The organism is Neopararhizobium haloflavum, from assembly GCF_002750855.1.
GTDB lineage: Bacteria > Pseudomonadota > Alphaproteobacteria > Rhizobiales > Rhizobiaceae > Georhizobium > Georhizobium haloflavum.
On record NZ_NWUC01000003.1, the window covers coordinates 267,994 to 283,683 of the forward strand.

14 protein-coding genes are annotated in these 15,690 nt (G+C 60.3%); 9 read left to right on the plus strand and 5 right to left on the minus strand.

The window, feature by feature from the left end; all coding sequences use genetic code 11:
- The first annotated feature begins 189 nt into the window (after positions 1-189).
- Positions 190-294 (plus strand): hypothetical protein, encoded by a 105-nt coding sequence (locus CN673_RS21555; protein ID WP_114149040.1) that lies wholly within the window; start codon positions 190-192, stop codon positions 292-294.
- Between the two features lie 837 nt (positions 295-1,131).
- Here the strand turns inward: CN673_RS21555 and CN673_RS08895 are convergent.
- Positions 1,132-2,142 (minus strand): formate/nitrite transporter family protein, encoded by a 1,011-nt coding sequence (locus CN673_RS08895; RefSeq protein WP_099865896.1) that lies wholly within the window; start codon positions 2,140-2,142, stop codon positions 1,132-1,134.
- 325 nt (positions 2,143-2,467) lie between these two features.
- Positions 2,468-3,340, minus strand: a complete 873-nt coding sequence (locus CN673_RS08900) for a LysR family transcriptional regulator (RefSeq protein ID WP_099865897.1) — start codon at positions 3,338-3,340, stop codon at positions 2,468-2,470.
- Positions 3,341-3,500: 160 nt separating this feature from the next.
- Between CN673_RS08900 and CN673_RS08905 the strand changes: the two genes are divergently transcribed.
- The 8 genes from CN673_RS08905 (at position 3,501) to CN673_RS08940 (ending at position 12,483) form a co-directional block, all read left to right on the plus strand.
- Positions 3,501-4,220: a putative quinol monooxygenase gene (locus tag CN673_RS08905; protein ID WP_099865898.1), complete on the plus strand. Its 720-nt coding sequence runs from the start codon at positions 3,501-3,503 to the stop codon at positions 4,218-4,220.
- Between the two features lie 730 nt (positions 4,221-4,950).
- Positions 4,951-5,172, plus strand: coding sequence for a biotin/lipoyl-binding carrier protein (locus CN673_RS08910; protein ID WP_099865899.1), 222 nt, complete (start codon positions 4,951-4,953; stop codon positions 5,170-5,172).
- 1 nt (position 5,173) lies between these two features.
- A complete protein-coding gene (locus CN673_RS08915; protein ID WP_099865900.1) occupies positions 5,174-6,535 on the plus strand; it encodes an acetyl-CoA carboxylase biotin carboxylase subunit in 1,362 nt (453 codons plus the stop codon).
- A gap of 14 nt (positions 6,536-6,549) precedes the next feature.
- Positions 6,550-6,933, plus strand: a complete 384-nt coding sequence (locus CN673_RS08920; RefSeq protein ID WP_099865901.1) for a biotin transporter BioY — start codon at positions 6,550-6,552, stop codon at positions 6,931-6,933.
- Between the two features lie 16 nt (positions 6,934-6,949).
- On the plus strand, positions 6,950-7,990 hold the full coding sequence (locus CN673_RS08925) for a YeiH family protein (protein ID WP_099865902.1): 1,041 nt from the start codon (positions 6,950-6,952) through the stop codon (positions 7,988-7,990).
- Between the two features lie 108 nt (positions 7,991-8,098).
- Positions 8,099-9,634 (plus strand): acyl-CoA carboxylase subunit beta, encoded by a 1,536-nt coding sequence (locus CN673_RS08930; protein ID WP_099866122.1) that lies wholly within the window; start codon positions 8,099-8,101, stop codon positions 9,632-9,634.
- 25 nt (positions 9,635-9,659) lie between these two features.
- The gene (locus CN673_RS08935; RefSeq protein WP_157928838.1) at positions 9,660-10,844 is read left to right on the plus strand and encodes a CaiB/BaiF CoA transferase family protein; all 1,185 of its coding nucleotides are present in this window, start codon (positions 9,660-9,662) and stop codon (positions 10,842-10,844) included.
- Between the two features lie 16 nt (positions 10,845-10,860).
- Complete coding sequence (locus CN673_RS08940; protein WP_245409837.1) at positions 10,861-12,483, plus strand: acyl-CoA carboxylase subunit beta; 1,623 nt, start codon at positions 10,861-10,863, stop codon at positions 12,481-12,483.
- Between the two features lie 20 nt (positions 12,484-12,503).
- Here CN673_RS08940 and CN673_RS08945 read toward each other — a convergent pair whose 3' ends face one another.
- Genes CN673_RS08945 through CN673_RS08955 form a run of 3 tightly spaced genes read right to left on the minus strand, consistent with a single transcriptional unit; the run spans position 12,504 to position 15,684 of the window.
- On the minus strand, positions 12,504-13,682 hold the full coding sequence (locus CN673_RS08945; protein WP_099865904.1) for an MFS transporter: 1,179 nt from the start codon (positions 13,680-13,682) through the stop codon (positions 12,504-12,506).
- Between the two features lie 28 nt (positions 13,683-13,710).
- Positions 13,711-15,216 carry a tripartite tricarboxylate transporter permease gene (locus tag CN673_RS08950; protein ID WP_157928840.1) on the minus strand — a complete coding sequence of 502 codons (1,506 nt, stop codon included), beginning with the start codon at positions 15,214-15,216 and terminating at the stop codon, positions 13,711-13,713.
- A gap of 18 nt (positions 15,217-15,234) precedes the next feature.
- Entirely contained in the window at positions 15,235-15,684 is a 450-nt protein-coding gene (locus CN673_RS08955; protein WP_099865906.1) for a tripartite tricarboxylate transporter TctB family protein, read from the minus strand.
- Positions 15,685-15,690: the final 6 nt, after the last annotated feature.

Sequence of the window (15,690 nt, forward strand, 5' to 3'; positions counted from 1 at the left end):
CCACCGCTGCCCGGACCCATCGTCCTTTCACTCACCAAGGTGGATCGCGCTGACTGCCTATCTCGACAACGCTAGCGAGCCAGCAATGGCGCGCGACAGCACGAGCGCTCGGCAGCGGGCGCGCGGATATCGCTGACCGGCTCTGTCTGTCGCGCGTTCGGCGCGACGGATGGACGTGCCTAGTCGCAAATGGAGCGGCAGATTTATGGCATCCACCACTGGATTTCGGACAAGCATCTCGCCCGCCATCTGTCCGAGATTACATGGCGCTACAGGAGTGGGGACCGCAAATAGCCGTCTTCGCCGACACAGAGGCAAAGGTGGTTGAGAATTACCGGGAGGCTATGGAGCGCTGGCGGGAGATCTTAGATCCGATCTATGCGTTAGGTCACACACGTATGGTCCCGATGCAAGGCTGCTTAAGAGCAATCAGGCGGTGATGACAGCGAGCTTGAGCGGTGTGCTAAGGAATGAAAGACGCATAAGCCAGCTTGGAGAGGTTATCTTGTGGCTTCGAACATGGACCGATTGAAATCCGTTATTGCCTTATCCATTAGAAAGCGCTTGCGTGAAATCGCCGCGGTACCCTTGGCCTTATTGATATATTATGGCTTCGCACTGAACCCGGAAGATTCATTATCTGCTGGCATTTTGTATTTTGCGGCACATTTGCTACCGATAATACTCGTAATTATAATAATAATTGACGTTATCTGGGAGGTTAATAAAAATTGAGTTGGCGTCAATTTAACTGCTGGGATGTTTTCTGCAGCAACATGTCGGCAAGCACGACGCCGCAGACACCGATTTGGCGCTCTTCAAGGCTACCGCCGGCTCAGCCGCAAATCCACAGCAGCTTCAATTTGCTTCAAATAGATGCGGCAGATTAGAATTCTGAAGTATCCATGTTTCAGAATGGTTATTACAAATCACAATTGCACAGCGTGAAATGGCGGGCCGAAGCCGACGAAACGGAGAGCTACGCCTACGCCATAGCCCTCTAAAATTGAGGCAAGAGCGAATGGCTACAACGGGGGTGGAAAGCAGCCATTTGCGAGACTGTTGGCCGATGGCAGCTTAGCGGGGCTGTTCGGGCTTTCGCCGCCGGCGCACCTGCCTAAAGCAGCAGGGTCAATGCTCTCGAAGGGTGTCTCCGTCTGCCTCACCGGTGGATTGCTCGGTGTGCAGTGCCCGCGGGCGTGGTGTTCCGAAAGGCCGCCCTCCCTTCCAACTGAACAACACGTCCCGCAAGCTTAGCACGCGGACCTCCGGGTAGCGATGCTGATCGGATTGCACATAGCCTACCAGTGAGAAGGCGACCACGCCGCCTATTGTGTTGCCCAGACCCACCGGGAGCAGAAACCCCCAAACAGCAGCGCTCAGATCGATCCCGCTGCGGAAGTAGACGAAGAACACTTCGCAGGTCGAAGAGATGATATGGTAGAGGCCCGTCGCAGTAATGGTGAAGAAGACGAAGTAGATGATCAGCACGCGCGAGATCGTGTCCCTTGCCGCGACGCTGAGCCAGACGAGACCGGCGACAAGCCAGCCAGCGAAAAATGCCTTGAAGAACACCGACCACCAGCCCGTCGCCAAGCTGTGCTCCACCAAGATGGCCGCTGCGTCACCCCCGGCCTCGGAAACGACCCCGGCCTCGGCCAGAATGAAGGCGCCGCCAATGGCACCGAGTATGTTGGATACCAGCACAATCGACCACAGCCTGAGCAGCAGTGGCAGGCTCGCCAACCTCGTCAGCACCAGCTTGACGGGCGGCAGCGTGTTCTCTGTAAAGAGTTGGTACCGCCCCAGCACGATATAGAGAAAGCCGATCGGGTAAAGCAGAGAAGCCAGGAACGGATTGTCCGGGAAGGCTGCCAATCCCGTGGCAAGGCCAAGAAATGTCAGGGTGATCGCGAAACCCGCGGTCAGGCCGCTGAAGAATAGTATTCGCGTTCTGTGCGCGATTTCTTCGTCGGCGCCCGCCAATAAGCGTTGGTGGATTTCCTCCCATGAGAACCGGTCGCCTGTCGCCCACCCGGCGGCAGGCGCACCCGATGCCGCGCTGTCGCGCTCACGCACTTCGATCGGTTGTTTCTCGGATCGTATCTTAAACGGGCGGTCGGAGTGTCGCGGATCGGTCATAACCAGACATTATCAGCTTTCGCCGACGGTTCCACCGCTGCTGGCTGCCCAAAACCAGGACATTCGCTACTCTGCTCGGCGATCTCGGCGACAACCAGCTGTCAGGAGACGGCGCGCTCCCGGAGTTCTATCCGACGCATCGGCACGGCGACATCATTGCAGTCGAGGAAGAGGGGCACCGCCTGGTCGGGCCAGATCCGCCGAAACGGTCGTTTTTGTATTCCGTAGCGTCGGTAAGGAAGGACTGCCTCGAAGCAGACATTCGTTGCGAGCCCCATGAAGTGACGAATGCTGCACGATGGGCGAATGTCGATTACCGACCGCACTACGCCGGCGTGCGCGTCATCTCACGGATCAGATCATTTGTCTCTGGTCTCGTCGTTTGGTGCCGATATCGAAGGGCCAAAACAGTTCTTGATATTTCAAGGCCATCGATGGGTTTCGACACCAGGCCCATGTCCGAAGGAATAGCGGTGGCTGGCAGGATCACCGCACCTGACCCTTGCCGAGCAAGTTCAACTAACCAATCCACGCGATTTGACCGATAGGCCGCGTAGAGTTCGTGACCATGATCCGCGCAGGCCCCATGCAAAGCATCCCGCATTTCGCAATTTGGTCGGTCAAGCATGTCAGTTTTAGCAAGAGTCGAAAGAGAAATCGCATCTAGTTCAGACAACGGATGCGACTTTGACACCACGACCTTGTAGTCCTCTTCATAGAGGTGGTCTATACGATAGAGGTCTTCACTGACCTTCTCTGCGGTCACCACAACGTCAAATTCACCATCTCGCAACCCGGCAAGAAGCTCGGAGGATGATGCAACGATCAATTCGATTTCGGCTTGCGGCAATCTCTTACGAGTACGCTCCATAGCTGCCGAAATCCTGTTGTGGCCAATCGTTTCGCCGACACCGACAGAGATTGGAACCCGCTCCAAGCGCATATGACGGACCGCCTCTGCCTTAGCCTGTCGCGTCTCATCGTGAACCTTCTGCAACCTTGGCTGCATGAGTTTTCCGAGGGCCGTAAGCCTGCATCCCGCACGGTCCCTGACAAACAGGTTACCTCCAAGCTCGTCTTCAAGTTTCTTGATCGCAGTCGTCAAGGAAGGTTGGGAGACGTTGGAGGCACTGGCTGCGTGGGAGAAGTTTCGGTGCTCGCAGACAGCGAGAAAATACCTGATCTGGTTCATTTCCATCGCCGCATTCTCCGTCACATCTCATTTCAGGCCATCAAAACAAGTTCGATAGTCCACGTCTATCAAAGAATAGAATTTCGGAATTGGAGCCCGGCGCATCCGGCATGGGACAAGAGTGCATCGAAACCAAACACAATGCACTTCAAATCAGGGGACGACCATGAAAACGCGAATCCTCCAGACATTCGCCGCACTGGCTCTGATCACAACTTCTGCAACTGCACAGGACAACCCAATGGAAAATCACACTGCCAGCTACATCGCCATGCCCGCCGCCGAAGGCCAGACCGGAGCCTTCGCGGAGTTTCTGGCTGGTGCCGCACCTATCGTGGGAGAAACAGAGCCGGGCACTGTACTTTGGTTTGCTCTGCAAGCCGACGATACGCTCGCAATCTTTGACATCTTCGCAGATGAAGAAGCACGCGACGCTCACTTCTCAGGAGCGGTTGCTGCGGCTTTGAACCAAAACGCCGACACGTTGGTCGACGGAGGATGGGACGACGGTGTTGTCGCGAATATCAACAACTCCGATGTACTGTCGGCAAAAGCGCCGGTTGATCTCTACACGGCAACGACCGCAACTTACATCAAGCTCGAAGCTGCTCCAGGTAAAGGCCCCGAATTGGCAGCCTTGCTGACCGCCGCCGGCCCCATCGTCGCAGATACCGAACCCAAGACATTGTTCTGGGCGGCGCTGCAGATTGACGAGAACAACTTCGCCATCTTCGACATTTTTGCCGACAACTCTGGCCGCGAAGCGCACTTTGCCGGACAAGTCGCCGGACTCCTGAATGAAAAGGCTTCAGAATTGGTCTCAGGCGGATGGGACGACGGTGTGGTGGCAAACGTTCACAATTTCGACATCCTCGCTACCAAGTAATCTCTAGGTGACTTGAGAAAGAAGTGCCCGGTGAAACCCATCGGGCGCTTTGCTGTTTGAATTTAGATTCACGCCAAAGCGGCCGTTCGAGTAACCGCAGCGAACTGGCGCTTTACCTGGTGTCCGAAAAACCGGCAGCAGGCCACATAAAGGAGATGAGTCAAGAGTCTGTGTGCTTTATTGATAGCTCTTTTCATCCCCAGCCTAACCGCTAGTAGAAATAGGTGAGCTGTAGCGTGGAAACAGCGGCATAGTTGGCTCTCTGCCACTTGGTGGTGATGCGGTAATCGGCGGCAATATCGCACTATAGAGGGCAATCGGCAGTGTCTGGCGGAGGAAGTATAACTGACGTCGAACCTTCTCCAACTTAGGGTGGAAATGGCAGCGTCAGACCCCCAAGCTTCTTTCGCAACATTTTCGAGGTTGGACATGAGACCACGCTGGTCGGTAATGCGCTCGGCGGGGATAGGATACTTTAGTCCGCGGGTCGTTCCCACTGATCCGGAATCAGTCGCTTTCGGAAAAAACTACGGTCCAAGATTCACATCTTTTGCCCACCGATGTCTACGGGGCCTCGACACCGCTCCTACCACGCCCGATTGCACAGGTAGGTATGCAATGCGTCAAGCGCATAAGATGATGAAGTATTATTATTTGACCAAATAGATATCACGACATCAGATTGGCGCCGATGGGGCTTTCGGCCCCCGCGTGATGTAGAGGAGCAGCTGTGGCGATTATCGAGATCAAGGCGGAAATCACGGGAAATGTCTGGACGATTCAGGTGCGGCCGGGTGACCAAATCGACGAGGACACGCCGATCCTGATCCTAGAATCGATGAAGATGGAAATTCCTATCGTAGCGACGGATGGCGGCAAGGTCGTGGACATTCTCGTATCCGAGGGAGATACGGTCCAAGAAGGTGCGACCATCGCGCGGCTGGAGGTGTAACGTGCGGCGCATCCTGATCGCCAATCGCGGGGAGATTTCGCGTCGCATTACTCGCTCCGCGCACGAACTGGGCATCGAGACGGTGGCGGTCTATTCTGAAGCGGATCGGGAGGCGGCTCACGTTGTCGACGCCGACCATGCCGTTGATGTCGGCCCCGCACCCGCGCGCCAAAGCTATCTCGATACCGACCGCATACTTGAGGCCGCCAGCCGGGCAAGCGCCGATGCAGTGCATCCCGGATACGGCTTTCTGTCGGAGAACGCCGACTTCGCCGAGGCGGTGCTGCGACAAGGCTTGTGCTGGATCGGCCCCGCCCCCCACACGTTGCGCGCCATGGGTGACAAGCAGCGAGCACGGGAAATCGCCGTCGCGGCCAACGTTCCTGTGGTTCCGGGCAGCGGTCGAATCGCCGAAGGCGAGCTGTCGCGGGCCGAGGCGGAAGCCGAGGCCGTCGGCTTTCCGCTTCTCGTGAAGGCCTCCGCCGGTGGCGGCGGCATTGGCATGCGCCGCGTTGACTCGATCGAAAAGCTGGTCGAATCCGTGAAGGCGACGCAGTCGATGGCTGCCAAATCCTTCGGTGACGGCACTGTCTTTCTCGAGCGCTATGTTCCGCGCGCCAGGCATGTCGAGATCCAGGTCTTCGGCTTTGGCGACGGGACCGCCGTTCATCTTTTCGAACGCGACTGCTCCCTGCAGCGGCGATTTCAAAAGATCATCGAGGAAGCGCCGGCCCCCGGCCTGTCGCGGGCCCGGCGTGCAGCGATGGCCGAAGCCGCGATCTCGCTCTGCCGCGCCACGCGCTATGCCGGAGCCGGGACGGTCGAATTCATCCTCGACGTCGAGAGTGAGGATTTCTTCTTCCTCGAGATGAACACCCGCATCCAGGTCGAGCATCCGGTCACGGAGATGATCACAGGCAGGGACCTCGTGGCGATGCAGATTGACTTCGCGCGCGGGCGGCTCGCCGCCATGGAACAGCATGGGATATCCGCCGAGGGCCACGCTCTTGAATGTCGCCTCTACGCCGAGAACCCGGCAAAGATGTTCATGCCGTCGCCGGGGCGGCTGGAGCGCTTCGCGTTGCCCGCCGACTCCGCGACGGTGCGGGTGGATACCGGCTATCGCGCTGGTGACATGGTCACGCCATACTACGATCCGCTGCTGGCCAAGATCGTCGTCAAAGGCGCGGATCGCGAGCTGGCGTGTGCGACAGCTATCGAGGCGCTCGGTAAGGTGGACGTCGAGGGGGTCGCCACAAACCGCGACTTCCTGATCGCCTGCCTCCGCGACGACGCCTTTAGGAAAGGAGCAGTGCACACGGCCTTCATCGATATGAACCACCAGCAGTTGCTGGCTGCGTAGAAAAATAAGGCAACATGTCCCGCAGATCGGACAGGCTTCTCAACAATGCTATCGTCGCTCACCCAACCCGTCTGCGGACCTTCGAGCACATTGTGATCGTCCTGACGGGTACGATGCTGTTTGCCCTGAATGCACGGGACCAGGTCCCGATGTGGCCAGCGCCGACGACGATGGAGACATTCGCCGTACTCATCATCGCCATCGTCTGCAGCGCACACCTCGCGGTCGTCACAGACGGGCTCCACCTGCTTCAGGGCGCCATCGACGTGCCGGTCTTTCCCGCAGGTGGTGTGCTCGTGAATACCGCAGGGCCGACAGCGGGCTATCTGTGGGGCTTTCTCGCCGTGACCGCGGTCGCCGGCACGCTGGCCGAACGCCGCATGACGCGCGCATTTTGACATCGGACATTCCCGCATGCAGCTCGATCACCTATCGTCGGCGGGGAACGCATATCGCTCCGCTTCCAGGCTAACACCGGGGTTCCTCATCTGTGCGACGGTGGCAGTTGCCGCTCAGTTCCTAGCCGACCATCACGGCGCGCCCGTTATGCTGCTCGCCCTGATGCTCGGTATCGCCCTGCATTTCCTTTCGGATGTCGAACGTGCCTCGGCCGGTATCGAGTACACGGCGAGGCGGGTGCTGCGCATCGGTGTAGCGCTACTGGGGGCGCGCATCACCCCAGAACTGATGGCCGGTATCGATGTCGCAGACATCGCCTTGGTGACGGCGGCGGTCGCGGCCGTTATCCTTTTCGCGCTGGCAGCGGCGTGGGCGCTGAATCGCGGATGGAGACTCGCAATCTTAACCGGCGGAGCCGTCGCGATATGTGGCGCTTCTGCAGCAATGGCCATTGCCGCGGTCCTGCCGAGTAACGATCGTTCCGAGCGCAACCTTACATTCACCGTCATCGGCGTGACCGTGCTCTCGACCGTGGCGATGATCGTCTACCCGCTGATGTGTGCGGCATTGGGGCTCGATGACCGCACAGCTGGGGTCTTTATCGGCGGCACCATCCACGACGTGGCCCAGGTCGTCGGCGCCGGCTTCTCCGTTTCGGAAGAGACCGGCGAGACTGCCACACTCGTTAAGATGTTGCGGGTTATCATGCTCGCGCCGACCGTGATCTGCCTGTCGCTCGTGTTTAGGGGCGGTGCGCCATCGGGTCGCCGCAGCGCAGGCCGGGCGCCGCTCGTCCCTCGTTTCGTGTTGGTCTTTATCTCCCTAGCGGCGCTCAATGCGAGCGGCCTGCTGCCGCGGCCGGTGGCGGAAGTTCTAGTCGCGCTGTCGGGATGGGCGCTGGTGCTCGGGATCGCGGCAATCGGCATGAAGACGTCGCTGAGTTCCCTATCCTCGGTCGGCACCACGGCGATCGTGCTCCTCGTGGCCGAAACCGTGTTCATGGCGGCAATTGTTCTTGGAGGCCTACTTCTGATCGGCCAAGGAAGTGCGCCTTAGCTATAAGACTAATGCATAGAATGATGATGCAATTATATTCGACTGCATACATCCGAAAACCTATCCTTGTCGCTAGTCGGGATGAACCATCTTGAGCGGGGAGGAACCATGAAATTCGTCGAGAAGATCGAGGAGCATGCCGAGCGAAAGCAGCGTGCCCTGTCGATGGGCGGGGAGGAGAAGCTCGCCAAGCGTCGCGAGAAGGGCATGCTCAATGCGCGCGAACGCGTCCACTACCTTCTTGATCCAGGTTCATTCGTGGAAAGCGGCCTGTTCAGCACCTCGATGCAGCCGAAGGATCGCGACCGCACTCCAGCCGACGGAAAGATCGTCGGTTTCGGCCGAATCGAATCGCGCCGGGTGGGCATCGTCTCCAATGACTTCACGGTGAAGGGCGCCTCCAGCAGCCCCGTCAATTCTAACAAGATGGAGCACGTCAAGAAGGTCGGAGCCCGCAGTGGATTCCCCGTCGTCTTCCTCGGCGAATCCACCGGTGCGCGTATGCCCGACATCATGGGCGCTAAGGGCATCATCGGCGTCAACAACGACCCGCAGCAATATATGCGTTTGCGCACCAACCCGTGGGCAGCCGCGGTGCTAGGCCTCTCCTTCGGCTCGGCCACGTGGTATTCGGCAATGGCCGACTTCACGGTGATGAAGAAGGGCGCCTGCATGGCGGTATCCAGTCCACGTCTCGTGGCCCTCGCCACGCGCCAGGAGGTCGATTTCGAGGAACTGGGCGGATGGCGTCTGCACAGCGAGGTGACCGGTCTCGTCGACATGGTGGTCGACACGGACGAACAGGCACTCGATGCGATCCGGAACTATCTTGGCTACCTACCCTCGCATGCCAACGAAGCACCGCCGCGGCACGAGGTGCCAAAAGGCTCTGACGAAGCCTGCGAAGGCATTCTCGACCTGATCCCCGAAGCCAAGGGGCAGGTCTATGACGTGCGCAAGGTCATCGACCGCATCGTCGATCAAGGCTCGACCTTCGAACTAAAACCCAGATTCGGAAAGACGCTGGTCACCGCTCTCGCCCGCATCGACGGGCGCAGCGTCGGCATCATCGCCAACAATCCCTTCTTCAAGGGCGGGGCGATCGACGCGGATGCTTGCGACAAGGCAATTAGCCTACTGGTCCAGTGCGATTCCTACAATATCCCTGTCGTGTTCCTGGTCGACCAGCCGGGCTTCCTCATCGGCATCGAGGCCGAGCGGCGGCGCATGCCGGGCAAGGTTATGAACTGGCTCAACGCTTTGGCGCAGTGCACCGTCCCCAAGTTCTCCGTGATTATGCGCAAGAGCTACGGCCTTGCCGTGCGCAACATGGGGGGAAGCAACAACGCCAACGAAGTTGCTGCATGGTGGAGTGCAGAGGTCAGTTTCATGGACCCCCGTTCGGGCGTTGCCGTGGTGCACGGGATCTCGCCGGAGGACGACCCGGAGGCGCATGCGGCCCATCTAGAGGAGATGAGTCGCGACACCTCTGCCTACGATCTCGCCTCAATTAATGGCGCGCGCGCAGTCATCGATCCGAGAGAAACTCGCCAATATCTCAAGAACATGCTGGACGTCTATGAGGACAGCTATTCGGGAGGTGTCGGCCAGCATCATCTGCGCAACTGGCCCACGGGCTTCTGAGCGCCGCCGAGAGGAGACCACGAAAATGGACGCACGAACCCACGCGCCGGCGAGTGGCGAACACGACACACGGCCCTATCCCCTGGCAGGGGTCAAGGTGCTTGATTTCTCGCATGTGCTGTCCGGTCCGCACTGCACCATGCTGCTTGCCGATCTCGGCGCCGAAGTGGTGAAGGTCGAGCGACCCGGCACCGGCGACGAAAACCGCCGCATGCGCAGCTATGCGGGGCGCCAGCCCCACGACGAAGACTATTTCTATCCTATGAACCGCAACAAGAAGAGCATTGAGGTCAATCTTAAAGACCCGGCCGACCGCGAGCGCGTCATCACGTTGATGAAGACCAGCGATGTCGTCGTCGAAAACTTCACCCCCGGCGCGATGAAGAAGCTCGGCCTCGACTACGAGAGCGCCAAGGTGGTGAACCCGCGGCTGGTCTATTGTTCAATATCGGGCTACGGGCAGACGGGACCATATCGCAACCGGAAGGCCTATGACTCCATCATCCAGGCATTCGCCGGCGTCATGTCAATCACCGGCGAAGCTGACGGACCGCCGCTGCGCAGCGGGCTCATGTTCGCCGATTTGACCGGCGCCATGTATGCGCTCTCAGCAATTCTCGTTTCGCTCTACGCGCGCGAGCGCACCGGCCTCGGCAACTATATCGACCTCTCGATGTCGGACGCGCTTTTGAGCCTCTACTCGACAAACGCGGCCGAATACATGGCTACCGGCAAGTCGCCCGGGCGCGCGGGATCGGAAAATCCAGGCCGCAGCCCGACCGGCAGCTATCTATGCGCCGACGACCGATACGTCCAGGTGATGGGTGGCAGCGACAGGCTGTGGCCCGGCTTCTGCGCCGCTGTCGGCCGACCGGATCTGGCAGAGGACGTGCGCTTTGCCAGCAACGAGGCGCGCATCGCCAACCGCAAGCAGTTGCGTGCGATCCTGACGCCCGTGTTCCGTAGCAAGCCATCCGCCGAATGGGTTGAACAGATGAGCGTCCTCGGCCTGCCGATCGCACCTATCAACACACTGGCCGACGCGATGAACGATCCGCATTTCCAGCATCGCGAGATGGACCTGCGGCTTGAACATCCCCGATCGGGCGAGATACGCACCATCAACAATCCGTTCCGCTTCAGCACCTATGCAACGTGGCAGCACAAATCGCCGCCCCTTCTGGGCCAGCACAACGACGAATATCGATGACGCACGGGGTTTGACGATGACGAAGGACAGCAGACCTGCAGCCGCCGGGCCGGTCGCGGCGACGGACGAGGCGCTTTGCAGCGACTGGTCCGCCGAAATGAAGGAACTCGCGTTCCGCCGCGACAAGGCCATGGCCATGGGCGGCGAGGAGGCGATCGCCTTTCAGCATGATCGCGGCAAGAACACCATTCGCGAGCGCCTCGATGACCTGCTCGACGCAGGCACCTTCAGGGAACTGGGCACGCTTGCCGGCAAGGGAAGCTACGGCGACGACGGGCGCCTCGTCGACTTCACTCCCTCCAACGCCGTCATCGGAACCGGACGTGTGGACCGTCGCAAGGTCGTCGTGTCGGGCGACGATTTCACCATCCGCGCGGGCTCTTCCGAAGCCACCGTCTCCGACAAATGGGTCTATGCTGAACGTCTGGCTCACGAGTACCGGATGCCGCTAGTGCGGCTCGTCGATACCGCCGGAGGCAGCATCAAGATCCTCGAACAGCAGCAGGCGACCAAGATACCCGGCTATGCGCGCTGGCCCTCCATATCGTTGCTAGGGCGGGTCCCGGTGGTCGGTATGGCACTGGGCGCCTGTGCCGGGCTGGGAGCGATCAAGGTCGGACTTTCTCACTTCTCGGTCATGCTGCGCGATACCGCCTTCGTGTTCGCCGGCGGACCCCCGGTGGTCAAACGAGGTCTCAACCAAGACGTGACCAAGGAGGAACTCGGCGGGGCCAGGGTCCACACCCGCAGCGGCGTGGTCAACAACATGGCTAGGGATGAACAGGACGCCTTCGAGCAGGTCCGGCGCTTCCTGTCCTACATGCCGCGCAACGTCTGGGAAGTCCCCCCGCGCGTCGTGCCGGAGGATAGGGCCGACCGCGCCGAGGCGGCGCTCGACAGGCTCGTGCCCCGCGACCGGCGAAAGATCTACGCCGCACGCGACATCGTCCGGCTGGTCATGGATACCGGCAGTGTCTTCGAGGTGGGCAAGCGCTTCGGCGGGTCCGTCGTCACCTGCTATGCTCGGCTCGACGGCCATTCCGTGGGCGTCATCTGCAACGATCCGGCCGTGATGGGCGGGGCGTTGACGCATCAGGCGGCGCAGAAAATGGCCCGCTTCGTCGACACCTGCGACACGTTCCACCTGCCGATTGTCAACTTCGTTGACCAGCCCGGGGTCATGACCGGCCCCACTGCGGAGGCGGCCGGTACGCTCACCTCTGCCATCGGCCTTCTCGGCGCGATCGAGCAAGCATCAGTGCCCTGGTGCTCGATCATCGTGCGCCGCGCCTTCGGCGTCGGTGGTGGCGCGCACGGTCCCAAACACGGCCCCGACGGGCGCTCCCTCAACCATCGCTTTGCATGGCCCTCCGCGCGCTGGGGCTCGATCCCGATCGAAGGCGGCGTCGCGGCCGCCTACAAGAAGGATATCGCAGCAGATGCTGATCCCGATACCCGGCGCATGGAACTGGAGAGTTACTATCACGAGCTCTCCTCGCCGTTCCGGACGGCGGAGAAGTTCGGCATCGTTGACGTAATCCGGCCCGCGGAGACGCGTGCCATCCTGTGCGACTGGATTGAGGACGCCTACGCTCTGACGACAACCCAACTCGGCCCCAAGCGGCGCACCATGCGTTGATGGCGCGCGGCCCGACACTACTAATCGTCGGGCCGCAAAGGAGCGGCACTCTCGGCCTCGGCCGGCACCTTTAGCCTCGCCGCGCCGGCGACGAGCACCGCTCCTATTAAGAAGAAGATTCCAGAAACGCCGGCGAAGATCGACGCCCCGCCAATGGCGAGCGGGGTGACGAACTGGGTCAAACGGTTGCACGCAAGCCGGATGCCCAGGACCTCGCCGACCTTATGGGGCGGCGACAAGTTGATCGTCCGCGTGATCGATAGCGGTTGACCCAACCCCAGGCCGAACCCCATGGCGATCGAGATCGCCGCGAGCGCAAGGGGGTCCCGGGTGAGCGGCAACAATAGGTAGCATACACCTGCGCCGATCACCGAGGTGATGATCACGAGGTTCTTGCCGAACCTAATGACCAGCGACACCATGAAGAAACGCATAATAACGCCGCCCACGTTGTGCATAGCCACTACTATGCCGATCCACGAAGCGGTCATCCCGGCCTGAACGGCGTAGAGCGGGAAATAGGCGACATACATGTCCTTGCCAATCAGGATAAGCGAGCTGACGAGGAAGGCGCGCGCCATGTACTTGTTGTAGCCGAAGACCCGCAACGGATTGTGCCCGGATTTATCCGGTTCGCCATTCTGGGGCAAGGGTGTGGGGCGCATCCCCGCCATAAGGGGTAGGACGAGGGAGGCGGCGACGAGCGCCACGCCACCCAGGATTGCGAAGGTCGTCGCATAGCCAAGATGGTCGCCTCCAGGTCCTCCCAGAAGCGGTCCGGCCAGTGAGCCGAGCGCCACGCCCATGCTAAAAACGGCGACCGAACGCTCGCGCGAAAGGCCGGGGGCGGCGCGGCCGGAGTGCTTCTGCGCGGCCAATATGAAAAGCGTGAAGCCGGTGCCTGCCACGAGCTGGGATAGATAGAGGCCGACGCGGCCGCCCAGCGCGAAAGGCAGGGCGAGCCCCAGCGCGGTGACGATCGCGCCTAGCAGCAGAGGCCGGACGACGCCGTGCCGGTCCATCCAGCTCCCCGCCACCGCAGCCGCCAGGAGCGGGATCATGGCGAACACCGCGACGAGCACACCGATCTCAGCCACGCCGATGCCGAGCTCGATTGCCAGCAGCGGCACCAGGGGGCGCGTACCCATCACGCCGGCGACCAGAAAGAAGGACGCCGTTGGCACAATGGGGAGCGACATTGCGAATGATGATTTCAACTGGCGGCTCTCAACTGCCTGCCGACGGCCGGGCAGTCTCTTGCGAGGATCTTCGAAGCCTACTCGCAATACCGAGCACAACGACGAGTGTGATGACCGCAAGGATCGCGATCGAATAGCCGCGCGTGATGAACATTGTGTAACTGCCGTCCGAGATCAACAGGGCCCGCCGCAGGCTTTCTTCGAGTATCGGGCTCAGGACGAAGGCCAGAATGAAGGCCGGCGCCGAGAAGTCGAGCTTGTTGAGAAGGAAGAAGGCGACGCCGAAGATCAACGCGACCCACAGATCGACATGGACATAGCTCGAGGCGTAGACGCCCACCATCGCCAGGATCATGACGATCGGCACCAGGATGTAATTCGGGACCACAAGCACGCGGGCGAAGAAGGGTGTCAGCAGCTTACCGATCACGAACATGGCCAAGGTGGCGACTAGGAAACCATAGAAAATTCCGTTTACGAGCGCGGGGTTCGCAGTGAAGACGGTCGGTCCCGGCTGGATGCCGTGGATGATGAACGCACTCATAATGATGGCCGTCGAGGCCGATCCCGGTATGCCCAGCGTGATGACGGGAAGCATCGCGCCACCGACAGTTGCGTTATTGGCCGCTTCCGGGGCCGCGATGCCCTCGGGATTGCCGGTTCCGAAAGTTTCGGGCTTACGCGAGGTGTTGCGGGCCAAGCTGTAGGCGAACCAGGCCGAAGCCCCGGCCCCCATGCCGGGCAGGAAGCCGATGACTGAGCCGATGCCGGAGCCGATCCACATGGCGCGCAGAACGCGGCGCAGCTCCGCAATGTTAAGCCGTGTGCTGAGGCCACGCCTGTCTGTCACATATTTACGGTGCAGGTCCGTGCTGATCATGGAGAACATCTCGGCAAAAGCGAATATGCCAACCAAAACAGCCACCAGATGGAGACCGTCGAACAGCAGGGGCGAGCCAAACGTATAACGGTGTGCGCTCGAAATCACGTCGATTCCGATCGTAGCTGTCATGAGGCCGAGAACCACCGAAATCGAACTGCGCAGCACATCAACGGAGCTGAGGCCTGCCACGGCGACGAGGCCAAGAATCCCGATCAGGAAGAATTCTGGATCGCCGAGTTGAAGGGCAACGACCGATAGGGGGACCGACATGAATAGCAGCACTAGGCCGCCGAACAGGCCACCCACGGTCGATGCCGCGAGCGAATAGGCGAGGGCCTTGCCAGGTGAACTACGTTTGGCCAGGGCGTTGCCGTCGATGAGCGTCGCCGCAGCCGCCGGCGTCCCCGGGATTCCCAAGATGATCGATGAGATCGACCCGCCATACTCAGCGCCTTGGTAAGCGGCGACAAGCATCAGGATCGCGGCGAGCGGTTCCATGCTGTATGTGAAGGGAAGCAGAAGAACTATCGCCACCGTCGCGCCAAGGCCAGGCAGCGCGCCGATGAGCAGGCCCACGAAGGTGCCGATCGCGATGCCGCTCAGATTCGAGAGCGAGAAGAGCCCGAGAAAGTCAAATTCGAACAGCGTCACGATCGTGTCCTTCGATAGTCAGAACCGAACCTGCATCACCAAGTCGAAGAGAAGGTAGATGCCGACGGTCAGAGCTGCGGTCGCGCCCACGTTGACAGCATGTCTCTTCCAACCGCCGGCCCGTGAGAACAGCGTCATCAGGATCAGACAAAGGGCAAATACGACAGGGTAGAAGATGGCACTCAAATATTGCCACGCGGCGATGAACAGGCCTGCGAGCACGACGCTCAGGGCGACGAGGCCAGCATTTGGAATTGTGACGACCCTCTCGTCGCTCGACCTCAGCGTCTTCAGGAAGGAGGCGGCACAAAGCACCAAGAGAAGCACGCCGAGGACCGTGGGAAAATAGGCGGGTCCGATGGCGTCCCGGGCCCTGGCATCAGTGAGGCCAATGGCATGCCACAAATAGGCGATGCCGACGACGAACAGGATGCCTAGCGCGATATAGCTAGCCCGCTTGTAGGTCATCGGCGA